Annotated in this window: 16 protein-coding genes; 7 read left to right on the top strand and 9 right to left on the bottom strand. The window is 70.7% G+C overall.

The window, feature by feature from the left end; genetic code table 11:
* Positions 1-154 precede the first annotated feature (154 nt).
* Together VIM26_RS23890 and rfbB are read right to left on the bottom strand one after the other, a co-directional pair.
* The gene (locus tag VIM26_RS23890) at positions 155-1,381 is read right to left on the bottom strand and encodes an LCP family protein (protein WP_331955831.1); all 1,227 of its coding nucleotides are present in this window, start codon (positions 1,379-1,381) and stop codon (positions 155-157) included.
* A 73-nt stretch (positions 1,382-1,454) separates the two neighbouring features.
* A complete protein-coding gene (gene rfbB, locus VIM26_RS23885; RefSeq protein WP_331955830.1) occupies positions 1,455-2,450 on the bottom strand; it encodes a dTDP-glucose 4,6-dehydratase in 996 nt (331 codons plus the stop codon).
* Between the two features lie 122 nt (positions 2,451-2,572).
* Here rfbB and VIM26_RS23880 point away from each other — a divergent pair, with 122 nt between their 5' ends.
* Positions 2,573-4,603 (top strand): DUF4214 domain-containing protein, encoded by a 2,031-nt coding sequence (locus tag VIM26_RS23880; protein ID WP_331955829.1) that lies wholly within the window; start codon positions 2,573-2,575, stop codon positions 4,601-4,603.
* A gap of 191 nt (positions 4,604-4,794) precedes the next feature.
* On the opposite strand, the gene VIM26_RS23875 is transcribed toward VIM26_RS23880, so the two are convergent.
* Both VIM26_RS23875 and VIM26_RS23870 read right to left on the bottom strand, forming a co-directional pair.
* Positions 4,795-5,997, bottom strand: a complete 1,203-nt coding sequence (locus tag VIM26_RS23875; RefSeq protein WP_331955828.1) for an ABC transporter ATP-binding protein — start codon at positions 5,995-5,997, stop codon at positions 4,795-4,797.
* Positions 5,997-6,923, bottom strand: a complete 927-nt coding sequence (locus tag VIM26_RS23870; RefSeq protein WP_331955827.1) for an ABC transporter permease — start codon at positions 6,921-6,923, stop codon at positions 5,997-5,999. The genes VIM26_RS23875 and VIM26_RS23870 overlap by 1 nt, the downstream gene beginning before the upstream one ends.
* A 156-nt stretch (positions 6,924-7,079) precedes the next feature.
* Between VIM26_RS23870 and VIM26_RS23865 the strand changes: the two genes are divergently transcribed.
* Positions 7,080-8,954: a SpoIID/LytB domain-containing protein gene (locus VIM26_RS23865; protein ID WP_331955826.1), complete on the top strand. Its 1,875-nt coding sequence runs from the start codon at positions 7,080-7,082 to the stop codon at positions 8,952-8,954.
* Between the two features lie 113 nt (positions 8,955-9,067).
* On the opposite strand, the gene VIM26_RS23860 is transcribed toward VIM26_RS23865, so the two are convergent.
* Genes VIM26_RS23860 through VIM26_RS23850 form a run of 3 tightly spaced genes read right to left on the bottom strand, consistent with a single transcriptional unit; the run spans position 9,068 to position 13,046 of the window.
* Positions 9,068-10,585, bottom strand: a complete 1,518-nt coding sequence (locus VIM26_RS23860) for a glycosyltransferase (RefSeq protein WP_331955825.1) — start codon at positions 10,583-10,585, stop codon at positions 9,068-9,070.
* Complete coding sequence (locus VIM26_RS23855; protein WP_331955824.1) at positions 10,582-12,129, bottom strand: glycosyltransferase; 1,548 nt, start codon at positions 12,127-12,129, stop codon at positions 10,582-10,584. The genes VIM26_RS23860 and VIM26_RS23855 overlap by 4 nt, the downstream gene beginning before the upstream one ends.
* Positions 12,126-13,046: an FkbM family methyltransferase gene (locus tag VIM26_RS23850; RefSeq protein WP_331955823.1), complete on the bottom strand. Its 921-nt coding sequence runs from the start codon at positions 13,044-13,046 to the stop codon at positions 12,126-12,128. Before VIM26_RS23850 ends, VIM26_RS23855 begins: the two co-directional genes overlap by 4 nt.
* A gap of 111 nt (positions 13,047-13,157) precedes the next feature.
* Here VIM26_RS23850 and gmd point away from each other — a divergent pair, with 111 nt between their 5' ends.
* Genes gmd through VIM26_RS23835 form a run of 3 tightly spaced genes read left to right on the top strand, consistent with a single transcriptional unit; the run spans position 13,158 to position 17,641 of the window.
* Complete coding sequence (gene gmd / locus VIM26_RS23845) at positions 13,158-14,144, top strand: GDP-mannose 4,6-dehydratase (RefSeq protein WP_331955822.1); 987 nt, start codon at positions 13,158-13,160, stop codon at positions 14,142-14,144.
* Positions 14,145-14,147: 3 nt separating this feature from the next.
* Positions 14,148-15,131, top strand: a complete 984-nt coding sequence (locus VIM26_RS23840) for a GDP-mannose 4,6-dehydratase (RefSeq protein ID WP_331955821.1) — start codon at positions 14,148-14,150, stop codon at positions 15,129-15,131.
* Positions 15,128-17,641: a glycosyltransferase gene (locus tag VIM26_RS23835; RefSeq protein WP_331955820.1), complete on the top strand. Its 2,514-nt coding sequence runs from the start codon at positions 15,128-15,130 to the stop codon at positions 17,639-17,641. The genes VIM26_RS23840 and VIM26_RS23835 overlap by 4 nt, the downstream gene beginning before the upstream one ends.
* Before the next feature lie 464 nt (positions 17,642-18,105).
* On the opposite strand, the gene VIM26_RS23830 is transcribed toward VIM26_RS23835, so the two are convergent.
* Positions 18,106-18,774 carry a TetR/AcrR family transcriptional regulator gene (locus VIM26_RS23830; RefSeq protein ID WP_331955819.1) on the bottom strand — a complete coding sequence of 223 codons (669 nt, stop codon included), beginning with the start codon at positions 18,772-18,774 and terminating at the stop codon, positions 18,106-18,108.
* Between the two features lie 63 nt (positions 18,775-18,837).
* Between VIM26_RS23830 and VIM26_RS23825 the strand changes: the two genes are divergently transcribed.
* A complete protein-coding gene (locus VIM26_RS23825; protein WP_331955818.1) occupies positions 18,838-19,722 on the top strand; it encodes an oxidoreductase in 885 nt (294 codons plus the stop codon).
* A gap of 47 nt (positions 19,723-19,769) precedes the next feature.
* Here the strand turns inward: VIM26_RS23825 and VIM26_RS23820 are convergent, their stop codons facing one another.
* Positions 19,770-22,175 (bottom strand): glycosyltransferase, encoded by a 2,406-nt coding sequence (locus tag VIM26_RS23820; protein WP_331955817.1) that lies wholly within the window; start codon positions 22,173-22,175, stop codon positions 19,770-19,772.
* A gap of 170 nt (positions 22,176-22,345) precedes the next feature.
* Here VIM26_RS23820 and VIM26_RS23815 point away from each other — a divergent pair, with 170 nt between their 5' ends.
* Positions 22,346-24,559, top strand: a complete 2,214-nt coding sequence (locus VIM26_RS23815; protein WP_331955816.1) for a DUF4214 domain-containing protein — start codon at positions 22,346-22,348, stop codon at positions 24,557-24,559.
* Positions 24,560-24,633: the final 74 nt, after the last annotated feature.

Below are 24,633 nucleotides of genomic sequence, written 5' to 3'. Positions count from 1 at the left end.
GAGTCTGGCCGCCGGGCCGGGCCGGGCGGCCGGGGCGGGGGCGCGCCGAGCGTGCGCCAGCCGCGGCGTCGTCGATCGGTCGGGCGTTTCCGCCGGTGCGGGCCCGGCTCGCGCCGGAGGGGCGGCGGGGTGCGTCGTCCTGGGGCATGGCCGCTCAGCCGCAGACGGCGGTGACGTCGTTGGCGGTGATCGCGTCCTTGCCGGGCTTCTTGGTCTCCGTCGGCACCGGGGCGGCGGGCTTGGCCGGGGTGGTCGCGCCCGCGGTCGGCGTCTTGGCAGGCGGCGGTGCGGCAGCGGTCGGCTTCACGATCGGTTTGTCGGCGGCGATGTTCCCCCAGATCGCGTCGGCCGCACCGGTCATCTCGACCCGGTTCGGATCGGACACGGCGGGGGCGAACGGAATCGTCATGAACGTGATGTTCTCACTGCGCGTGCCGCGCATGCCGAAGGCCAGCCCGGTCATGTTGCGGATCGACGCCAGGTTGGGGCTCGCGGTGATGGACGAGGTCGCGGCGTTCAGGAACTGCAGCAGCGCCGGGGCGTCGGTCAACAGGTTCTTGGACTGCACCTGGCGCACCATCGCGGCGAGCAGCTGCTGCTGGCGTCCGAGCCGGTTGGTGTCCGAGCCGTCGCCGACCCCGGTGCCTGTGCGGGCCCGGGCGAAGGCGAGCGCCGTCGACCCGCCCAGGGTCTGCTGGCCCGCCTTGACGTTCAGGCCCGCCTTGGGGGAGGTCATGTCGTTCGGGACGCAGATCGGGATCCCGCCGAGGGCGTCGACCATCTTGGTGAACCCGGCGAAGTCGATCACGACGTACTCGCTGATGAAGAGATTGGTGTTCGTCTCGACGGTCTTGATCGCGCACGCGGCGGCGTCGGAGACCTGACCGCTCTCCGAGCCGATCGAGAACGCGGCGTTGAACTGACCCTTCTCGGCGTTGGAGGTGGTGCCGTTCGACCGCTTGCACGCCGGGATGTCCACCAGGGTGTCGCGCGGGATCGAGACCAGGTCGGCGCGCGACCGGTCCGCGGACAGGTGCAGCACGATCGTGGTGTCCGAGCGCATTCCGTCGGCCTTACCACCGATCTTGGCGTTCGCGCCGCTGCGCACGTCCGAACCCATCAGCAGGATGTTGATCGGCTTGCCGGCGCTCGGGTCGCTCGGGTCCGGGGCCTTCGGCCGGTTGCTGCCCAGCAGACTGTTGACGTCGGCGGACTTGATGTTCCCCTGCAACCGGGAATACGCGGTGGCCGCTCCGGTCACCCCGAACGCGAGCAGCGCGGTCACCCCCAGTGCGATCCCCCGCGCGATGCGGTGAGACTGCGGCCGGCGGGCGTGGCGCGTCGATCGCGGGCGCGCGGAGGTGGCGTGAGGGGGAGGCACCCGAAGAGTTTAGGTCCCGTAACCCGCGGGCAGGCGGAGGGGTCGGGCCCAGGGGGTGGAGGAGGTGTGCAGATCAGCGTCCGAGCTGCGCGTACTTCGCCTCGGTCGCGTCCTTCTGGGGGCGCCACCACGCCTCGTTGGCCTGGTACCAGGCGACGGTCGCCGCGAGCCCGTCCCGGAACCCGGCGTACTTCGGCGCCCACCCGAGCTCGGTGCGCAGCTTGGAGGAGTCGATCGCGTACCGCATGTCGTGCCCCGGGCGGTCGTTGACCAGGTCATAGGCGTCTCGCGGCTGACCCGTGAGCTCGAGGATCAACTCGATGACGGCGCGGTTGTTCTCCTCGCCGTCGGCCCCGATCAGGTAGGTCTCCCCGATCCGGCCGGCGTCGAGGATCGCCCAGACCGCGCTGTTGTGGTCCTCGACGTGGATCCAGTCGCGCACGTTCGACCCGGTGCCGTACAGCTTGGGACGGACGCCGTCGATCACGTTGGTGATCTGTCGCGGGATGAACTTCTCCACGTGCTGGTAGGGCCCGTAGTTGTTGGAGCAGTTCGAGATCGTGGCCCGGACGCCGAAGGACCGCACCCACGCGCGCACCAGCAGGTCGCTCGCGGCCTTGGTCGAGGAGTACGGGCTGGACGGGTTGTACGGCGTCTCGGGGGTGAAACGGTTCGGGTCGTCGAGCTCGAGGTCGCCGTAGACCTCATCGGTCGAGATGTGGTGGTAGCGCTTGTCGTGCCGCCGCACGGCCTCGAGCAGCGTGAACGTCCCGACCACGTTCGTCTGCACGAACGGCCACGGGTTCGCGAGGGAGTTGTCATTATGTGACTCGGCGGCGAAGTGCACGACGACGTCGCTGTCGGCCACCAGCCGGTCCACGAGCTCGGCGTCGGCAATGTCTCCCCGGACGAAGGTGATCTGCTGGGCAACAGGCGCAAGGGAGGCCTCGTCGCCCGCGTACGTCAGCGCATCCAGGACGGTCACCCGCACGTCGGGGTGCTCCCGGACGCTCTGGTGGACGAAGTTCGAGCCGATGAAGCCGGCCCCACCGGTGACGAGCAGTCGCACGTGGATCCTCCAGGTTGCTGGGTTGAGCGGTCCGAGCGTAGTCGCCCGGCCACCGTGCCCCGGAACACGGCCGCCGACGATCTTTCTGGAATTGGGTACCGCTAATCGCTCAGTTTCTCCGGTTGGGGCGCCGATGGGGGGAGAAGGAGGACGGCCAGAACGCAGCGCATCGCCGTCGACCGGTCGAGCACGACGCCACGAAGATCTACACGTTTCCCGAGGTCAGGATCGCCATGTACCTGAAGTTCGCCCTCGTCGCAGTGCTCGCACTCTCCGGAATCGCAGGGTCCGGTCAGCGAGACCAGGTGTCGGCCGTCGTGCCGGACCGGGCGGCGGGGCAGGTCGCCGATGAACCGGTGACCGATCCCGGCAGCGCTGCCGACCAGAAGGACGGCGTCGCGACCGAGGATCTCGACATCGTCGTGCCGGCGGTCGGGGCGGGCGCTGCCGTGGCCACGCCACCGGCGTCGGCGGCGGATGCCGTGGTCGCCGATCACCGGGTTGCCGATCGTGCCGGTCGCGTCGAGAGCGATGCGGTGGCCGCCAAGGGCTACCAGACCCTCGGGGTGAGCTGGCCGCAGGGGACCGCAGTCGGCGACCTGGGCGGCAAGGTGCGGACCAAGACCAACGGCAAGTGGGCCGGCTGGACCGACATCGAACCGAGCGACAACGCCCCGGACGCGGGCACCGCCGACGCGCGAGCCGAACGCGGCGGCACCGATGCGCTGTGGATCGGGGATGCCGACGCCGTCCAGCTGTCCTTCGCCGCTTCGTCGAAGGCCTCGCCGGCCGGCTTGAGCCTGTCCCTCATCGGGTCGCAGGCGCCGACGACGCCCGATGGCGTCACGGGTGCGTCCGCGACCGGTGCGGCCGTGGTGCGCGACGCCGCGTACACCGCCGGGACCGTGGGTACCGCGGTGGTCGGCGCGCCGAAGATCATCACCCGCGCCGAGTGGGGCGCACCCGCCCAGGTCTGCCTGCCCGACGTCGCCAGCAAGCTGGTGGGCGCCGCGCTGCACCACACCGCCGACAGCAACGCCTACACGACCGTCTCGCAGGCGATGCAGCAGATCCGCAACGACGCCGTCTACCACATCAATGTTCGCGGGTGGTGCGACATCGGCTACAACTTCCTCGTCGACAAGTGGGGAAACATCTACGAGGGCCGGGCGAACAGCATGACCCAGGCCGTCATCGGCGTGCATGCGGGCGGTTTCAACACCGGCACGGTCGGGGTCGCACTGCTCGGCACCTATGACGTCCGTCCGTCGCCGGAGGCCCAGGCGGCCGCCGCACGGATCATCGGGTGGCGCCTGGGTGCCTACGGCATCGATCCGCGCGGGTCGATGGTCTACTACACGGGCGCCGGGGAGAACTCGCGGTTCTTGAACCAGAACGTGACGCTGCCGCGGGTCTTCGGGCACCGCGACGTGGCCTTCACGGAATGCCCGGGCAACGGGGGCTACGCGTCGCTCGCGAACATCCGCTCGCTCGCCGCGCAGTCGAGCTACACCCTGGCCGCCACCCTCGCCCAACCGGTTGTGAAGGCGCTGTACGCGGACCTGCTGGGCCGGCCGGTCGACGCCTGGAGTCTGACGAGCTGGAGCGGGATGCTCGCGAGCGGCGCGGGACAGCCGGCGCTGGTCGCGGCGCTGACCAAGAGCGAGGAGTACGTGCGGCTGCGCGTGACGCAGGCGTACACCGAGGTCCTGGGGCGCAACCCGGATCCGGGCGGCCTCACTGGCTGGACCACCGCGGTCAGGAGCGGGAACGTCGCGGTCGATGATGTGCAGCGGATCTTCTACGGCACCGCGGAGTACTACCAGAAGTCGGGTGGGACCCCGCGCGGCTACGTCGACCGGCTGTTCCGCACGGCGTTCAACCGGGCTCCGACCACCCAGGACCTCGACTACTGGGCCCTGCAGTTCCAGGTCTCGGGTCGCGACGCCGTCGTGCGCGGCATCTGGGGCTCGGCCGAGGCCGCGAGGTACCGGGCCGGCAAGTACTACGAGCTGTTCCTCAAGCGGGCCCCGGATCTGGCCGGGCAGGCGTACTGGGGTCGCATCCTGCAGCTGAAGGGCGAGGGCGCGGTGCGCATCGGGATCGCCGGGAGCCTGGAGTACCGCCTCCTGGCCGCCAAGCGGTTCCCGTAACGAGGTAGCCCTCCAGGCCAACCCCCAACCCCCAACCGCCAACCGCCAACCGCTAACGTCCGAGCGCTGACGTCCTATAGGACGTCAGCGCTCGGACGTTAGCGGGTTTGGGGCTTGGAGCTCGGAGTCCTGGTGGGGGGTGGTGCGGGTGGGTGGTTGAGGGCGCGGGGGGCAACCGGGCTGGGGGGTGTTCAGCTGTCGGCGGGGGCCAGGGACGTGCGCAGGTGCACGAAACCGACCTCGCGGCCGTCGGCGGCGACCTGGAGGGTGGCGGCCTCGAGCAGGCGGTGCACCTCGGCCTCGGTCTGGCCGGCGATCGCGGCGTGGAAGGTGTACGCGCCCTCGCCGATGTCGGCCGCCGGGATCGTGAAGTCGAAGACCCCCGGCCCGCGCAGGTCGGGCAGGTGCACGCCCAGCAGCTTGCTGTTCGTGCCGTAGATGTTCTGGCCGACGGACGTCTCGATGCCGAAGCCCAGGATCCAGTTCTCGAGCGGTTCGGTCGCGCGCACGTGCACGCGGACCGTCAGGGGTGCGCCGACCTTGATCTCCCGCACCGGGGTCCCGTAGCTGAGGATCTCGACGCGTTCGACCTGCGCGCGCGGGAGCTCGTTGGCGACGCTGATTGCCGCGGACTGCTGGCGCTCGATGTCGTCGTGCCGGGACTGCTCGAACTCGGTGCGCAGCACCCGCAGGGCGTCCCGCGGGGCGCCGTCGGCGATCATGCTGCCGCTCTCGAGCACGACGGCGCGGTCGCAGATCTCCGCGACCGTGTCCAGGCCGTGCGTGACCAGGACGATCGTGCGGCCCTCGTGCTGGAAGCCGCGGATCCGGTCCATGCACTTACGCTGGAACGGCTCGTCGCCGACGGCGAGCACCTCGTCCACGAGCAGGATGTCCGGGTCGACGTTCACGGCGACCGCGAAGGCGAGCCGCACGTACATGCCCGAGGAGTAGAACTTGACCTGGGTGTCGATGAAGCGCTCGATGCCGGAGAAGTCGACGATCGCGTCGAAGGCCTTGTCGGTCTGCTTGCGGGTGAGGCCCTGGATCGAGGCGTTCAGGTAGACGTTCTCGCGGCCGGTGAGGTCCGGGTGGAACCCGGCGCCGAGCTCGAGCAGCGCGGCGAGGCGACCCCGCAGGCTCACCGCGCCGCTGGTCGGCTGCAGGATGCCGCCGATCATCTTCAGCAGCGTGCTCTTGCCCGAGCCGTTCGGCCCGATCAGCCCGACGGTGGTGCCCGACTCGATCGTGAGGTTGATGTCGCGCAGGGCCCAGAAGTCGTCCTTGTGCAGCTGGGAGCGGCGGAAGTTGACCACCCGCTCCTTGAGGGACTTGTCTTTGCGGATGATGAAGCGCTTGGAGAGGTTCTCGACCTCGATGACGGGGGTTTTCATCACAGCTCCTGGGCGAAGTTGGACTGGAGCCGCGAGAAGACACGCTGGCTGAACCACAGCAGGACCATCGCGACGCAGATTTCGATGACGAGGTCCCGCCCGAGGTAATTAGGGAAGAAGCCTCGGCCGTCGCCCTGGATCCAGAACGTCTTCTGGAACGCCAGGGTGATGAGGGTCAGGGGGTTGAGCAGGTAGATCTTCTCGAGCAGGTTGCCGTGGAGGGACTTGTCCACCTGGGCGACCGAGTAGACGATCGGCGAGGCCCACATGAGGATCATCAGCGAGATCTCCACGAGGTACGCCACGTCGCGCAGGTAGACGTTGAGCCCGGAGAACAGGAACGCCAGCCCGGTCGCCAGGAGGAGGAGTAGCACGAGGGCGAGGACGGCGTACCCCCATCGCATACCCGTCGGGAACTCCCCGAAGACCGCCGTCGCGGCGATGAGGATGCCGAGCTGGATGGAGAAGTTGAACAGCGCGGAGCCGACGACGGAGAGCGGGAAGACCTCCCGCGGCACGTACACCTTCTTGATCAGGGCGCCGTTGCCCACGATCGAGCCCGTGCCGATGATGACGATGTCGCTGAACAGCTGCCAGGCGGTCAGGCCGGAGAAGATGAAGAGGGCGTAATTCGGGATACCGTCCGGGTGACCTGGGCTCTGCTGCGCCCCGAGGAACTTCCCGATGGCGACGTAATAGACGAGCAGCATCGTCAGCGGCTTGGCGAGGCTCCAGAAGAAACCCAGCGCGCTGTCCTTGTACCGGGCCTTGATCTCGCGCCGCGTGAGCTGGTCGAGCAGTTCGCCGTGGGCGAGGATGTCCCGGATCGACTCCATCGTGCCGCCGAAGAACCCATGCTTGGGTCCCGCGGATCGCATCGGTTCGTCCGCGAGCTCTCGCGTCCGCACGTCACTCTGGTTGTCCATGGTTCTCCCGGGTCTCGGCGGATAGGCACGCCGAGCGCACAATCGGCGGCCTCAGACTACCTGCTAGTCCACCCGAGTTCGTGCCGCCAACCCCGTGCGCTGCGCCAGGTCCGGTGCGAAGATTGTTGTCCTTGTCGCACCAACGAAGGTGGAAGCATGTCGGCGGCCATCCCCAGCCTCGCTCGACGGATCGCGCTGATTGTGACGATGGCGCTCACCGCAACCACCCTCACGGCAGTCCTCCCCGCCCCCGTCGCGCAGGCCGCGGCAGGCGACGACGCGACGTTCACCGGGCACGGCTGGGGTCACGGGCGCGGCATGGGCCAGTACGGGGCACTGGGCTACGCGCTGAACTACAACTCGAGCTCGGAGTCGATCCTCGACCACTTCTACGGCGGCACGACGGCGGCAACCATCGCCCCCCCGGAGATGTCGGTCGAGCTGCTCGCGCACAGCGGCCAGCCGCTCATCGTGACCGGACTGAGCCTGCAGATACGCAACCTCGTGCCGAACCCGGTCGTCGACACGTTCGTCGGCCCGGGTGCCGTGCGGATGACCGTGTCGGGCAGCTCGGTGATCGCGCAGAAGGGGCCCGGGTGCAGCGGTCCGTGGACGGCGCTCGGCACCTTCACCGCGAACCAGACGCGCGTGTTCACCCGCGCGCCGGACACCAACCGGGAGAACCTGCTGCGGGTCTGCGAGGGCGCCACGCAGCGCGCGTACCGCGGCAACCTCTCCATCTCCAGCTACAACGGGTCGCAGCTCGCGATCAACTTCCTGCCGACCGAGTCCTACCTGCGCGGGGTCGTGCCGCGCGAGTCGCCCGCCTCCTGGGGCCTGCTCGGTGGCGGCAAGGGCATGCAGGCGCTGCGGGCCCAGGCGGTCGCCGCGCGCAGCTACGCGCTGTCGGGCCACCGTGCCAGCGGAGCCCGGACCTGCGACACGACCTCGTGCCAGGTCTACGGCGGGTACGGCATCAAGTCCGGGACGACCTGGACGCAGCTCGAGAACTCGTTGACCGATACCGCGGTCGTCGGGACGGCCGGCGTCGTGCGGCTGCGGTCCGCTGTGGTGCAGCGCACCGAGTTCAGCTCGTCGACGGGCGGCTACACCGCGGGCGGGACCTTCCCCGCCGTGCCCGACCTCGGTGACGCCGTCTCCAACAACCCGAATCACAACTGGACGACCACGATTCCGCTCACCACGGTCGCCTCGAGCCTCGGCACCGGGGCGATCAAGACGATCGCCGTCACGGCGCGCAACGGGCTGGGCGAGGGTGGTGGCCGCGCGACTCAGGTCACCGTGACCACCTCCGGGGGAACCAGGACGTTCACCGGGGACGATGTGCGCAAGAAGCTCGGTCTGAAGAGCGACTGGTTCAGCATCTCGGCGTTCACGCTGGCCGAGGCCCAGTCGGTCGTGAAGGCGCTGTACGCGGACATCCTGCTCCGGCCGGTCGACGCCGGGGGGCTCGCGAGCTGGAGCGGGTTCCTTGCGGGCGGTGGGAGCCAGACGACGCTCGTCGCGTCGCTCACCACGAGCGTCGAGTACGTGCGGCTGCGCGTGACGCAGGCGTACGAGGACGCGCTGGGGCGCGAGCCCGACCCCGGTGGCCTGGACGGCTGGACCGACGCGGTCCGCACGGGCAAGCTCGGGGTGGACGACGTGCAGCGGGTCTTCTACTCGGGCGCAGAGTTCTACGCGACCTCCGGCGGCACCCCCGACGGGTTCGTCACCCGCTTCTTCAACACGGCGCTGAACCGGTCACCGTCGCCCAACGAGCTGTCCTACTGGACCGCCCGGCTCGCCGTCATCGGCCGCGCGGGGGTGGTGAGCGGCATCTGGTTCTCCTACGAGGCCGCGCTGTTCCGTGCGGGCAACTACTACCAGTTGTTCCTCAAGCGGGCGCCGGACGCCGCCGGGCAGAGCTACTGGGCCCACATCCTGCTGGACCGGGGTGAGGGTGCCGTCCGCATCGGCATCGCCGGCAGCATGGAGTACCGCCTGGCGGCCTCGGTCCGCTTCCCGTAGCGGGAGTCGGCCGGAGCCGGCGCTCGAGCTCGCCGGTCTGTGCGCGAGCTCGCCGATTTCGATCGGCGAGCAGGCGCGCGGACCGGCGAACTCACGCCCGACCGCAAGCCCGCTCAGCTGTGGAACAGCTGCCAGAGACGTTCGGCGTAGTCGGACCAGGTCTCGCGGGGGCGGGCCAGGGCGGCGGCGCGCAGGCGGGCGATCAGCACGTCGTCGGTCACCATGCGTTCGAGGGCTGCGGTGAGGTCGTTGTCGCTCCTGGGGTTCACCAGGAACGCGCCGCCGCCCTCCGCGATCTCGCGCATCGCGCCGAAGTCCGAGGTGATCGCCGGGGTCCCGGCCGACAGGGACTCCGCGACCGGCAGCCCGAAGCCCTCGTTCAGGGACGGGAACAGCGTGCAGCGGGCCAGCCGGTACGCGGCCCAGAGCATGCGGTCGGGCAGCCGGGAGACCGACTCGACCGGGCGGCCGACCCCCTGGAGGCCCTCCAGCTGGGTGGTGAACTCGTCGCTGCCCCAGGATGCGCCGCCGATGAACGTCAGGCTGAACCGGTGCCCGCGCCGCCACAGCCGCTCGGCGGCGTGCAGCACGGCGAGGTGGTTCTTGCGCGGCTCGTGGCTGCCCACGACGAGCACGAGCGGCAGGCCGGGGATCAGGAAGCGTTCGGTCGCCTCGCGCATCGCGTCGGCCTCGGGTTCCGGCGCGTGCCCGGGCAGGCCGACCGCGGTGATCGCCGGCCCGGTCAGGCCGGTGCCTTCGAGCATCCGGCGCCAGCCCTCGTACTCCGCCGCGGCGGCTCCGGAGATCGCGCCGACCGTATCGAAGTGGGCGACGGCGGCAAGGTTCAGCGCGAACACGCCCGCGAAGCCCTGGGCCGACGTCTCCGGGCTGGTGAGCGGCACGCAGTCGAAGCCGATGACGCCGGTCCGGTTGCGGCTGTACGCGGCGAGCGCGGCCAGCGCGAGGCACCGCGCCGGCTGGATCGCGAGCTCGGGCAGCACATAGGTGCAGCCCCACGGCACGACGACGTCCTGCACAACAGCCACGGTCCGGCCGGATTCGGGATCCGGCTTGACCCCGGCCAGCGCGGCGCCGCGCTCCGGCCCGCCGACGACCCGGAGCGCGTCGAAGCTCGAGGTCCAGGCCGTGATGGTGACCTCGTGGCGGGCGACCCACTCGCTGGTCACGTTGCGGGCCACCCGCTGGATCCCGGTCCCGAGCGGCGAGGACACCAGGTCGCCCAGGTCGACGAGCGTCGCGTCGCGCAGCAGCCGGACGGTGCGGAGCCCCGAGTCCGTCGTGGTCCGCTCGGCGGCGGCGACCAGGGCGCGGGCCGGGCCGTCCAGCTCGACCGCGCGGCGGACCGTGATGACCTCCTCGGAGGTCGGCAGCGAACCGGAGACGACCGCCAGGGTGAGCCACACGACGTCGGACCCTGCCGGGCCGACGGCGTCCAGCACCGCCGCGACGAGCTCGGGCAGCTCGTTGCGTGCCGCCGGAGCTGCGTCCAGCGCCGTCAGCAGCAGCGCGAGCCGGGCGCGGAAGTCGGCGTGGGTCCGCTTGTGGGCCCGGTGCAAGGCCTCGGTCGCGGTGCTGGGCGCGGCCGCCACGGCCGCGGCGCGCCGGCTCATGACCGGGCTCCGACCACGAGGGTGGACCACAGCTCGTCGGCGTAGTCCTGCCAGGACCGCGCCGGGCGTGCCGCGGCCTCCGCGCGCAGCCGGGACTCGGTCTCGGGGTCGGTCAGCATCGTGCGCATCGCGTCAATCAGCTCCTGGTCAGAGCGGGGGTCGACCGTGAGGCAACCACCCTGCTCGGCAATCTGGCCCTGGCTCCCGTAACGGGTCGTGATCACCGGGGTACCGCAGGCGAGCGACTCCGACACGGGCAGGCCGAAGCCCTCGTGCAGCGACACGAAGACGGTGAAGCTGGCGTCGCGGATCGCGAACCAGAGCTCCTCGTCGGACACCGAGCCGCGCAGCCGGACGGGACGGTTCGCCCGCGCCAGGGCGGCGAGCTGGGCGTCGACGGCGGTGGTCGACCAGCCCTGCTGGCCGATCAGCTCGAGGTCGAACTCGATCCCCTCGCGCCAGAGCACCTCGGCCGCGTGCAGCAGGGCGGCGTGGTTCTTGTGCGGTTCGAGCCGCGCGACGCACACGATGCGCGGGATCGCCGGGGCGACGCGGTGGTAGCCCGGCGGTGGCGGCGGCACGTCGGAGGGCAGCACGACCTCGCCGACGTCGGGCCCCGCAAGGCCCTGGCTGGACAGCGCGTGCGCGAAGCCCGCGAACTCGACCGTGGCCGAGGTGCTGATGCCCGCGACGCGCGCGGAGTGCTTGATGACGGTGAGGTAGCTCGTGAACGCGTTCGCCTCACCGGGCGGGCGCAGATCCGCGCTGACCACCGGGATCGCGTCGTAGCCGATGGCGACGACGGCGTTGCCCGAGAACTCCGCGAGAGCCGCGAGCGGCGGGCAGCGGTCGGCGAGCGGCACCTCGGCGAGCACCAGCGTCGCCTGCCACGGGACGATCAGCGCGGGTTCGCGCGTGTCGGGGCTGCCCGCGGCGAGGTCGTCGGCGCGCGCGAGCAGCGGGCCGATCTCCTCCTGCGAGCGCCCCCAGTGCGCGGCGCGCATCTCCTCGCGCGGCGAGAGCGAACGGGTGATGCCGGCCGTGTCGGTCCAGGCGACCAGCGTCAGCTCGTGCTCGGAGCCCCAGGCCTTGACGGTCTCCCGGGCGACGCGCTGGATCCCGTTGTGGAACTCCGAGCGGGCGCACGCGTCGAGGTCGACGACGACGCCGGAGACGATCGACATCGGCCGCGCGGAGGTGCCGTGCTCGGTCGCGATCCCGAACGCGCGGTCGAACAGGTCCAGGGTGACCTCGCGTTCGGCCCCGAGCGCGGCGCTGCGGCGCAGGGCTCGCACGTCGTCGGCCTGGGGGTACGCGCCCGCGACGGCGGTCAGTAGGAGCCACGCCAGGGCGGGGTCCGCGGTCGTGATCAGGCGCTGCACGAGCAGGCCGAGGCAGACCGCGGCCTCTCGCAGCACGTCGCCCCCGCCCGCGGGGTCGGTGTCGAGCACGACGGCGCCGGCAGCGAGCACGCGCAGTGCCGTGGCGCGCTCGATCGCCTCGGGGGTCGGTCGCTGGGCCCCGAGAACCCGCAGCTCGCTCACCGGGGAAGGAACCGGCGCACGGTGCGCAACGGTGTCGTGACGCGCCAGGAGAGGGTCTTGCGATGCAGCTCGAGCTCGTTGCGCAGCGCGGCGATCTCGCGCTGTTCGTCGCCGTTGCGCGGGGCCGTGCTCACGGCGTGCGCCCAGCGCGTCAGGGCGGCGGTGCGCCACCGGACGACCTCGTCGGTGAGCGAGGTCGCGAGCTCGCGCGTCTCCAGCTCGCGGTACCGCACGTAGACGTCCACGGCGTTCGCCGGGAAGGACAGCTTCCACTTGAGGTCGTCGGCGTGCTCGTCGGCCACGTAGAACCGGGAGAGCCCGTCGAACAAGCAGAACTGGTAGCCGCAGGCGAGCACGCCCGGCTCCCAGTCCTCGTGGGAGGGAAGGTTGCTGTTGGGCACGGTCGCCTCGACCACGAGGACCCACGGCCGCCAGCGAGCCAGGTCGAAGCCCGCCAGCACGTCCGCCTCCGAGCCCTCGGTGTCGATCACGACGAAGTGCAGCTCGCGGCCCGAGTTGCCCTCGAGGATCTGGTCCGCGGTGAGTGAGGGCACCTCGACGTCGGACGCGGTGAAGCCGGCCGACTCGTGCGCGTCGCGCAACCCGTCGACCGTGGTGGACAGGCCGGTTCCGACGAACTCGTGCAGGATCGCGGTGTCCTTGCCGGGCGGGCCCACGACGGCGCGCACCTGCCGGTCCCGCGGCCTTTCCCGCTTGTGCGCCGCGGACAGGTGAGCCATCGGCTCGACGGTGATCCCGGACCATCCCCGGTCGTAGAACGGACGGCTGATCGAGTCCTCGGTAGGGTCATTCGCCCCGATCTCGAGGTAGTGACCGGTCGGTAGATCGCCGAGCGCGCGATGCAGCACGACGTCCTCCGCGTTCTGGGCGTAGGACACGAAAGGTGCTGAGTTCACCGGCTCATCATAGGCAACGTGACCTGGGGCTCCCGAATCGCACCGAGCCCGGGGACTATGCTCGCCCCGGTCATTGGAACCGGTCCCGTCCCCGAACACAGAGCTGAGATCATGACGCGCGCACTCATTACCGGCATCACCGGCCAGGACGGCCTGTACCTCGCGGAGCTGTTGCTCTCGAAGGGTTACGACGTCTACGGGCTCATTCGCGGCCAGAACAACCCGAAGCTCGACCTTGTCCGCGAGACCGTCCCCGGCGTGAAGCTGCTGACCGGTGACCTGACCGACCTGTCGAGCCTGCTCCGCGCGCTCCAGGTCGCCCAGCCGGACGAGGTCTACAACCTTGGCGCGATCTCGTTCGTGGCGTACTCGTGGGAGAACGCGATGCTCACGACGGACGTCACGGGCAAGGGCGTGCTGAACATCCTCGAGGCCGTCCGGCTGTACTCCGGCGACGACCCGACCAAGGTCCGCTTCTACCAGGCGTCCAGCTCGGAGATGTTCGGCAAGGTCCAGGAGGTTCCGCAGCGCGAGAGCACGCTGCTGTGGCCGCGTTCGCCGTACGGCGTCGCCAAGGTCTTCGGGCACTACATGACGATCAACTACCGCGAGTCCTACGGGATGCACGCCTCCTCGGGCATCCTGTTCAACCACGAGTCGCCGCGCCGCGGCTACGAGTTCGTCACCCGCAAGGTCAGCCGCGCGGTCGCCCGCATCAAGCTCGGCCTGCAGGACGACATCGTCATGGGCAACATCGACGCCAAGCGCGACTGGGGCTTCGCCGGCGACTACGTCGAGGCGATGTGGCGCATGCTGCAGCAGGACCAGCCCGACGACTACGTCGTCGCGACCGGTGTGACGCACTCGATCCGCGAGCTGCTCGACGTCGCGTTCAACCGCGTCGGCATCGAGGACTGGGCCGGCTACATCAAGCAGGACCCGCGCTTCATGCGCCCCGCCGAGGTCGACCTGCTCATCGGTGACCCCGCCAAGGCCAACGACCAGCTCGGCTGGAAGCCGAAGGTCGCGTTCCAGGAGCTCATCGAGATGATGGTCGACAACGACCTCGACATCGAGCGCACCCAGGCTGGTCGGTAGGCGGTGCCCCGCGCGTTCGTCACCGGGATCACGGGGCAGGACGGCGGCTACCTCGCCGACCAGCTGCTCGGCGAGGGAACCGAGGTGCACGGCATGGTCCGGGCGGGCGACGACGACGCCGTCCGGGACCTGCTGGCGCGCACGCCCGGCGTCGTGCTGCACGACGGCGACCTCGGCGACGCCGAGGGGCTGCGGCGGCTGATCGCCGACGTCGGCCCCGACGAGATCTACAACCTCGCGGGCATCAGCTCGGTCGCGTTCTCCTGGGCGGAGCCGGTGCTCACCGCCCAGCTGAGCGGGGTGGCCGCGGCCACCGTGCTCGACGCCGCCTGGCGGCTGCAGGAGGACACCGGCCGGAAGGTCGCGTGCCTGCAACCGTCCAGCGCGGAGATCTTCGGTCACGCCGACAGCTGGCCGCAGGACGAGTCGACGCCCGTGCGGCCCGTCTCGCCGTACGGCGCGGCCAAGGCGTACGCGCACCACATCGCGGGCGTGTACCGGGGGCGCGGGCTGCACGTCGCGACCTGCATCCTGTTCAACCACGAGTCCCCGCGGCGCCCGCTCGCGTTCGTGACCCGCAAGATCACGGCGGCGGCGGCCCAGATCGGCGCCGAGGGCTTCGGGGTCATCCGGCTCGGCAACCTGGACGCGCGGCGGGACTGGGGGTGGGCCCCGGACTACGTCGACGCCATGGTGCGGTCCGTCCGGCACGAGGCCGCGAGCGACTACGTCGTGGCGACGGGCCAGACGCACACGGTCGCGGAGTTCGCCGAGGCCGCGCTGCGGCGCGCCGGGGTGGGCGACAGCTGGCGGGACCACGTCGAGGTCGACCCCGAGTTCCTGCGCCCGAACGAGGCGCCGATCCTGGTCGGCGACGCGAGCAAGGCGCGCCGCGAGCTCGGATGGAAGCCGACCGCGGCGTTCGATGAGGTGGTCGGCCGGATGGTCGACCACGACATGGAGCTACTGAAGCGGGGCAAGGCATGAACCAGCCGGTGGCCGGACAGCACGAGACCCGTCCGGGCGTCGTCTCGGTCGTGCTCGTCAACTATCGCGGCGCGCAGGACACGATCACGTGCCTGCGCGCGTTCGACGACGTCGAGTGGCCGCGCGAGAGCCTCGAGCTGATCGTGATCGACAACGACTCGGGCGACGACTCGGTCGCGGAGATCCGCGCGGCCCTGCCCGCGGTCACCGTGATCGACTCGGGGTCGAACACCGGCTTCGCGGGCGGCTGCAACCTCGGCGTCGAGCATGCGACCGGGGAGTACGTCGCGTTCATCAACAACGACGCCCGGCCGGACCCGCAGTGGGTCGCCGCGGCGGTCGAGGCGTTCGACGCCGACCCCGCCATCGGTGCGGTCGCCTCCAAGGTCCTGGACTGGGAGGGCCAGCTCATCGACTACGTCGACGGCTCCCTGACCTGGTTCGCGATGGGCTACAAGCGTGAGGTCGAGCGGCCCGACTCGGCTGCCTACGACACACCGAAGGACGTGCTGTTCGGCACCGGCGCGGCGATGTTCGTGCGCGCCGAGCTGTACCGCGAGGTCGGCGGCTTCGACGAGCGGTTCTTCATGTTCTACGAGGACGTCGACTTCGGGTGGCGGCTGAACCTGCTCGGGCACCGCGTGCGGTACGTGCCGACGTCGATCGCGTTCCACAAGCACCACGTGACCATGAAGAAGTTCGGCAACTTCCGTGAGAGCTACCTGCTCGAGCGCAACGCCCTGCTGGCCATGTACAAGAACTACGACGACGCCTCGCTCGCCAAGGCGCTGCCCGCGGCGATGGCCCTCGCCGTGCGCCGGTCGATCGCCCGCACCGGGTTCGACGCGACCGTCCTGGACCTGCAGAAGTCACCCGGCGGGGACGACGTGGCGACCCTTGAGGTCCCCAAGATGGCCCTGACCGGTCCGCTGGCGATCGACTACTTCGTCGAGCAGCTGCCGAGCCTGTTGAAGTCGCGCACCGAGCTGCAGAGCCACCGCCGGCGCAGCGACCGCGAGCTGTTCCCGCTGTTCCGGGAGGCGATCGAGCCGGCCTACGGCATGCCGAGCTACCTCGCGGCGCACGAGGTGCTGATCGAGGCGTTCGACATCTCCGCGCACTTCACCGCGCGGCACCGGATCCTCGTGGTGACCGGCGAACCGCTGCTGGACCGGATGGCCGGCCCGGCGATCCGCGCCTGGGAGATCGCCAAGGCCCTCGCCCCCGAGCACGAGGTCAAGCTGGCCTCGACCGGCGGGGCGAAGACCACGCACGACGACTTCGAGGTCATCGCCGTCGGCGGGTCCGGGCTGCGCGAACTGACCGACTGGGCCGACGTCATCGTGTTCCAGGGCTTCCTGCTCGAGGCCGCGCCGTGGCTGCGCGGCGGGTCCAAGATCATCGTCGCGGACGTGTACGACCCGTTCCACCTCGAGCAGCTCGAGCAGGCGCGGGACCTCGGCTCCGAGGGCCGCTCGACGTCGGTGCGGGAGACCACCCGGATCCTCAACGAGCAGCTGCGCCGCGCCGACTTCATGCTCTGCGCGTCGGCGAAGCAGCGGGACTTCTGGCTCGGCCAGCTCGCCGGCCAGGGACGCGTCAACCCCACGGTCTACGACGAGGACCAGTCCCTTGACTCGCTGATCTCGGTCGTGCCGTTCGGTATCGCCGACGAGCCGCCGGTCCAGCAGCGGCACGCGATCAAGGGCACCGTGCCCGGGATCGGCGTCGACGACAAGGTCATCCTGTGGGGCGGCGGGGTCTACAACTGGTTCGACCCGTTGACGCTGATCCACGCGATCGACCGGCTCAAGGTCGCCCACCCCGAGGTGCGCCTGTACTTCATGGGCCTCAAGCACCCGAACCCCGGTGTGCCGGACATGCGGGTCGCCTGGGAGACCCAGGAGCTCGCGCGCGAGCTCGGCCTGACCGACCGGCATGTGTTCTTCAACGAGGGCTGGGTGCCGTACGACCAGCGCGCCGACTACCTGCTCGACGCCGACCTGGGCGTCTCGACGCACTTCCAGCACGTCGAGACGGCGTTCAGCTTCCGGACCCGGATCCTGGACTACCTGTGGGCCACGCTGCCGATCGTCGCGACCGACGGCGATACGTTCGGCACCCTGATCCGGGCGCACGGCCTGGGCCGGGTGGTGCCGGCGAAGGACGTCGACTCCTTGGTGTCGGCGCTCGAGGAGATGCTGTACGACGACGCGGCGATCACCGACGTGCGCGCCAACGTGCGCGAGTTCGCCGCCGGGTACATCTGGTCCAGCGTGCTCGAGCCCCTGGTGAAGTTCTGCCGGGTGCCGCGCCGGGCGCCCGACCTGGCGCTCGAGGTCGTTTCGTCGCCGGAGTCCCGCAAGCGCTCGAAGAAGCCTCGGCCGAGCGTCCGCGAGGACCTCGCCCTGGCCAAGGCGTACCTGGGAGCCGGCGGCGTGACCGAGGTAGGCCGCCGCGCCGTAGGCCGAGCCCGCCGCCTGGTCGCCGGAAACCCCACCCAGGAGTAGCCCCCCGCCGCCCCCGTCGCGTGGCGGTTTTGGGAAGAATGTGCGCGCGTCGCGCACCAATTCTTCCGAAACGTGGAGGTCGACACCGGTTTTGGTCGGGATCTGCTCACTTTTCGAGCAAATCCCGCCACAACTCGCCGTGCGTCGCGCGGCCCCTCCGGGCGCTCGCCGAGGTCGACGCCCCCGTCGCGGGGCGGTTTTGGGAAGAATGTGCGCGTGTGGCGCACCGATCCTTCCGGATCCTGGATGTTCACGCCGGTCATGGGCGGGATCTGCTCGATTTCCGAGCAAATCCCGCCCCGCGATGGCCGGCCGCGCACGGTTGGGGTCCCGCTCGCTGGGTTGCGGTGGGCATGCAGAGCTGCGGCCAGTTCCGGCTGCGCGGCTTCCGACCAATGCGGGGGCAGTTTTGGGAAGAATGTGCGCGTGTGGCGCACCAATTCTTCCGAAACGTGGGTGTGGGCTCAGGATTGGGCGGGGTCTGGGCGTTTCTCGCAGAGGGCCGGGATGAAAGTGGAATTGATCGGCGACTGGTCGGGGTGCGGGGTCAGGCCCCCGAGCAGGAGCTCGACGGCGTAGGTCGTCAGCTCGTCGAGGGACTGCGGGTCGACGATGTCGGCGTTCGCGAACGAGGTGATGCCCTGCAGGGTCGCGAACAGCACCATGGCGATCGACTGCGGATCGCCGTCGACCAGGTCCCCTCTTGCTTGACCACGCTCGACCATCGCGACCACGCAGGCGAGGCCCGCGTTCGCGGCCGCCTTGAGCTCGTCCGAGGCATCCGCTTGGTGCTTGTGGGTGAACATCAGATCGAGCAGGGCGGGATCTTCGGTCGCGAACCGCACGTACGCCACCGCGACGTCGGTCAGGGTCCAGGCGAACGCGTGGCCGTCGTCGACGTCGGCGGCCCGTGCCAGCATCTCGTTCAGGCGACCGAAACCCTCGATGGCGAGGGCGTCGAGCAGCGCTGCCTTGTCGCGGAAGTGCCGCTGCGGCGCACCGTGGCTCACGCCGAGCTCGCGGGCCAGCTCACGCAGCGACAGGCCGTCGATGCCGGAGGTCCGCAGAGTGGCCTCGGCCTGGGTCACCAGCGCCGCGCGAAGGCCGCCGTGGTGGTACGGGCGCGCTGTCATGCCGCCAGCCTAGCTGCGAATGTAGTCATTGACAGCATTGTAGACAGTGCCTACATTGAACCCGTGAAGAACTGGAGCACCACCGACCTTTCGGCGCAGAGCGGCCGGACCATCATCGTGACCGGGGCCAACAGCGGGCTCGGACGAGTGACCGCCACCGCCCTGGCCGGCGCCGGGGCCCGTGTGATCCTGGCCGTTCGGGACGTGGAGCGCGGCGAGCAGGCGGCGGCCGCGATCACGGGGGAGACCGAGGTTCGCGAGCTCGACCTCGCCGACCTGGCCTCCGTGCGGCGCTTCGCCGCCGACTGGAGCGGGCCCGTCGACGTGCTGATCAACAACGCCGGCGTGATGGCGGTGCCCGAGAGCAGCACGAGGGACGGGTTCGAGCTGCAGTTCGGGACCAACCACCTCGGTCACTTCGCGCTGACGAACCTGCTGCTGCCCCAGCTCACGGACCGCGTGGTCAACGTGTCGTCGTCGGCCCATCGGATGGGTGAGATCGTGCTCGACGACCTGAGCTGGAAGACGCGGCCGTACAAGGCCTGGGCCGCGTACGGGCAGTCCAAGCTGGCCAACCTGCTGTTCACCCTCGAGCTCGAGCGCCGCCTCGAGAGCGATGGCTTCTCGGTGCGCGCGTTCGCCGCTCATCCCGGGGTATCTGCCACGACCCTGGGGTCGCACTCCGGGAGCGCCTTCACCGACCGGCTGATGAAGGTGTCCAACCTGCTGGCGCAGAGCGCGGCGATGGGCGCCCTGCCCAGCCTGTTCGCCGCCACCCAGGACCTGCCGGGCGCGAGCTACGTCGGCCCGGGGAGCTTCGGTGGAATGCGCGGATACCCCGCACTCGTCGGCCGGACCGCCGCCGCGAGCGACGTCACCGTGGCCAAGAAGCTGTGGGACGCCTCCGAGCAGCTGACTGGCGTCGGTTACCCGGCGCTCGTCGGCTGACGCCGATCCACGCGGGCTGAACCCGGCCGACCCCCGGAGGAGAGCGATCAGCCGCGGCCGAGGGCCCGGCGGGCGACGGCGAGGACCTGGTCGCGGGTCCCGGTGCGGCGCCGGGTGCGCCGGGCGAGAACCAGCTCGTCCAGGCGGGCAGCGATCTTGGCGCCGGCTGCCTCGGGGGAGTGCAGGATCCGGATGTCCTGCGCCGCCTGCCGGCCGCGGGCCGCGGCGAGCTCGGTGTCCTCGAGCACGAGGCGCATCAGGCCGGCGGCGGCGTCGAGGTCGGGTTCGGCCCAGGTGCCGCCCGCGGGGTAGGGCTCGCAGCCGACCGGGATGGTGGTGGGCGTCCAGGGGACGAGGAAGCTGTTCTCGTCGGTCATGAACTGCAGGTTGCCGGAGTACCCGGTCGCGATCACGGGCTTGCCGAGCGCCATCGCCTCGGCCATCGTCAGGCCGAGGCCCTCGGAGCGGTGCAGCGAGATGTAGCAGTCGCACAGGTCGACCAGGGCGTCGCGGTCCGCCGCGTCCAGGTAGTCCTCGAGCAGGACGACGTCCTTCGACCCCGCCACCCGCAGCCGCAGCCGCTCGGCCTGGTCCGGGCGGCGGTCCGCGTTGATCGACTTGATGACCAGCAGGGGGCCCTCGCCGGGTGTGAACGCGGCCTCGAAGGCGTCGACGAGCCCCCACGGGTTCTTGCGCTCCACCGTACTCAGGTAGTCGAACGAGAACAGGAACGTCGGACGTTCGGGCAGGCCCAGGTCGGCGCGCGTGCGACCCTGCGTCGCGGCGACCGACGTCGGGCGTGGCAGCGGCGGGGTGATGGTGCGGACGGGCACCGGGGAGTACGGCTCGATGGCCCGCCGCACGAAGTCGGTCGCCACCCAGACCTCGTCGACGTGCCGGAAGCCCTCGTGCTGGGACGTGGGGAAGTCCTCGACCTCCCAATACCACATGCCGATCCGATAGCTGCGCGCGAGCAGGGACGGGACGGCGGCCGCGACGGTCGGGGTCATGTCGGCGTTGACGCACATCAGCGTCGTGTCGAAGGGGGCGCCCGGGGCGGCCTCGGTGAAGCTCGCGCCCTGGCGGCTCTGCAGGTGCCGGTCGACCGACGCCGTCGCGTGCGGGATGCCGCCCGCGGCGAGCGCGTCGAGCATGAGCCGGGCGGACTCACCCACGCCGAGCTCGGCGCGCAGGTACCCCACGACGTTCACGCCGGTGCCGCGGCCGACGAAGGCGGTGCCCTGCGGGTCGTCGTCGCGCACCGCGTCCAGCGCGAGGTCGATCAGGTAGGGGGAGTACGCATCCTCGTGGCGCCCGTGCTCGCCGGCCCACGCGATGAACGCGTCGACGTGCTCGCCGGGCACTCCGGGGAAGGCGTCGCGCAGGTCCGGGCGGGACCGGTAGATCGAGGCGAGGTAGCGCCCGAGCCCGAGGTCGCTGCCGTCGGCCACCGGCTTGGTGAGCCAGGCCGTCAGCTCGGCGGTGCGTTCGGGGTCGAACGGGTCCGGCAGCGCGTCGAGGGAACGGGCCGGGTTCGCCTCGAGGGCGGTGCAGAACACGGTGCGCAGCTGCGGGTGCACCGCGACGCCCAGGGAGGTCACGGCGGTCGTGGCGTCCGCGGGGCGCTCCGGCGCCGCGGCGACGTCGTCCTGCACGCCGGCCGCGTAGGAAGCCACGAGGCGCGCGAGCCCCGGGTGGGCGCTCAGCCGGACGCGTGGCGGTCCGTCCGCGCGGGTGTCCAGCAGCCAGGGCGCGACCGGGTCGAGCCCGGTGAGGTCCACGGCGACGGCCGGCAGGCCGTCCACCTCGAGCACGTCGCCGACACCCTCCCCGATCCGGGCCGAGGGGCCGGTCCAGGCCGAGACCAGCAAACGGGGCGCCGTGAGCGTGTGGTGCGGGAGATAGCTCGCGGCGGCCTCGAGCCACCGGTCGGTGGCCGTCCGGGGGTCCGCGGCAAGCTTCTCCCACAGGTCCAAGAAGGCGGTCGCGGCCCGGCTGACCGCCAGCAGATCGGGGTTGTAGGACCCGGCGGCCAGCACGTCGGCGGGGCCGGGCCAGGTGCGATCCGCGGGCAGCGGCTCGGCGCTGCGCGCGATCAGGGCGACCTCCTCGCGCGCGGCGACGTCGGCGAGCTCGGCCGGGTCGCTCAGCAGTAGCACGCCCGCGCGCACGGCCAGCACGGTCGGACCGGCGAGCAGCGCGTGCCGCAGCAGGGCCGGCTGGGTCCAGCGGACCAGGCCGTCGGGGTCGAGCAGGATGGCGCGCACGTGCAGCTCGTGCGGGTCCACGCCGACGTCGGCCCGGGTCACGACCCGCTCGTCGCGGACGGCGAGGTACGAGCCGTCGAGGTCCAGGACGTGCACCACACATTGATCGTCGACGTCGAACGCCGACCGGACGGTTGAGCGGGCGAGGGCAACGGTGAGCGCGGAGCTCACCAAACCGATCTGCACCGTGGTCACACCTTTCACCGGACGGGGACGGCCACAGCGTAATCGAGCCACGCAGTAGGCCGGACGGGGGTTCCTCGAGTCGGGTGGTTAACACCCGGCCCCGCGCGGTCGATGGGTGGAGCACACGACTCGACCTTGCCGCGCACCAGAACAGTGGGGAACCCGTCACCATGGGAGCACGACAGGTCAAGCATTCGGCATCGCGCACCTGGATCGGCGGGTTGGCCCTCCTCGGCCTGATCGTCCCGCTCGCGGCGGGAGTCAGCATCACCGCGGCCTCCCCGGCGCGGGCGGTGGCGGGCACGCAGACGGACCCCGGGTTCCTGACGGAGGTCGGTCCGAACGGCACCGCCAATGGACCGTTCGCCGTGACCCCGCTGAACCCTCCGGGCCAGCCGGCGTTGACGATGGCGGCCGGGGGGATGTGGTCCACCCCCGCGTACGGCGACGTGACCGGTGACGGGATCCCGGAGATCATCGTCGGCGGTGGGCTGAGCAGCCTCCTGCGGGTGTACGACATCACGGGCCACCTGGTCGTGCCCGCGGTCGACGTCGGCGGGGTGAACCTGGTCAAGAAGAGCGGCGGCATCAACGCCTCGCCGGCGCTGATCGACGTGAACCTCGACGGCGTGCTCGACGTCGTCATCGCGACGACCTCCAACCGGATCGCGAGCTACTCGTTCAAGAACGGCGTCACCACGCGGCTCATGGTCCGCCAGGACGCCGCGATCGTGCCGAACGGCCCCAACGGGATGATCGCGACGCCCGCCCTCGGCTACCTCAACTCCGACGCGACCCCCGACATGGTGACCGGCAGCTGGGGCCAGGCGCTGAACGCCAACTCCACGCTCACCGGCAACGTGGTCACCGGCTGGCCCAAGTGGCTCAAGGACACCATCTGGTCCTCGCCCGCGATCGGGGACATCGACGACGACGGCGCGAAGGACGTCGTCGTCGGCGGCGACTGCGCCGGGAACGACATCGGTACCCAGCCGTGCGGCAACGTCGGCGGCGGGTACGTGTGGGCGTACAACCGGAACGGCAGCGAGAAGTGGCACTACTTCCTCCAGGGCCAGGTCGTATGGTCCTCACCCGCGCTGGCCGACCTCAACGGCGACGGCGCCCAGGACGTCGTCGTCGGCAGCGGCGGGTACTTCCCGGAGCCCGGCGGCCGCGTGATCACCGCGCTGAACGGGAAGACCGGCAAGGTGCTGTGGCAGGCCGCGACGCCGGCGCGCGTGACCGGCTCGCCCTCGCTCGGGGACGTCACCGGTGACGGGAAGCCCGACGTCTTCATCGTCACCTACGGGGGGTGGCTGATGGGGTACAACGGCGCTACCGGTGCGCGGCTGTGGAACTCGTACAAGTGCATCACCGACAGCGAGGTCTGCGGCAACGTGGGAATCGGCACGCTGACCGGGGTCGCACTCGCGGACCTCGACAACGACGGCCACCTCGAGGCGGTGACCCAGGGCGAGGGGCGGCTGCGGGTGTACGACGCGCGCACCGGAGACCTGAAGTTCGCGAAGCATTCGGCGTACTCCGGCACCATCTACGCGCCGGGCAACACTCCGACGATCGTCCAGGTGAACGGCAGGTCCTGGGTGATCGAACAGGTCAGGGGAAAGAGTCAGGCCGGTGACGCGCAGCTCGTGGTGACCGTGTGGAAGACGAACACGGCCCTCGGACGAGCCCCGTGGCCGACGTTCAAGGGCAACTTCAAGCGCACCGGCGCGGCGGCGGTGCCCGGGGTGAGTGTCCCGGCCAGCCAGGCCTTCGTGCGCTCGATGTATCGGGACTTCCTGAACCGCGAGGCCACGGCGCCCGAGCTGGCGTTGCGGACCACGCAGCTCACCGAGCGCATGCTGACCCGGCGCGAGATGACCTCGGAGCTGTCCCGGTCGGACGAGTGGATCTCGACGGTGATCACGCAGTTCTATCTCGATACCCTCGGCCGGACACCGGACGCCGGGGGGCTGGCCGGGTGGGTCGATGCCGCCCGGTCCGGGATGCCCATCGCGCGGATCGCCGCGGCGTTCTACGCCTCCTCGGAGTACTTCACGGCGACGGGCCACAGCAACTACACGACGTGGGTGAACGACCTGTACCTCAAGCTGCTCAACCGGACCCCCGACGCCGGCGGCGTGTCGGGCTGGGTGGGCGCACTGAACGGCGGGATGTCCCGGCTCACGGTGGCGTACGCGATGTACCAGTCGAACGAGATGCTGCACGTGCGGGTCGACGCGCTGTACCAGGACCTGCTGAACCGCCCGGCCGATGCGGGTTCGGAGACCTGGATCCCGTTCGTCAAGTCCGCAGGGGACCTGGTCCTGGCGGCGTCCCTGGTGGCCTCGGCCGAGTACTACTCCAAGGCGACCTTCTGACCACTGTCTTTCCCGCAACGTCCGAGCGTTGACGTCCTATAGGACGTCAACGCTCGGACGTTGCGGGTTGCGGG

The sequence above is a fragment of the Pengzhenrongella sp. genome, assembly GCF_036565025.1.
Classification (GTDB): Bacteria; Actinomycetota; Actinomycetes; order Actinomycetales; family Cellulomonadaceae; genus Pengzhenrongella.
Note: the sequence above shows the minus strand (reverse complement) of the source record. Positions and strands in the feature narration are given on the sequence as shown.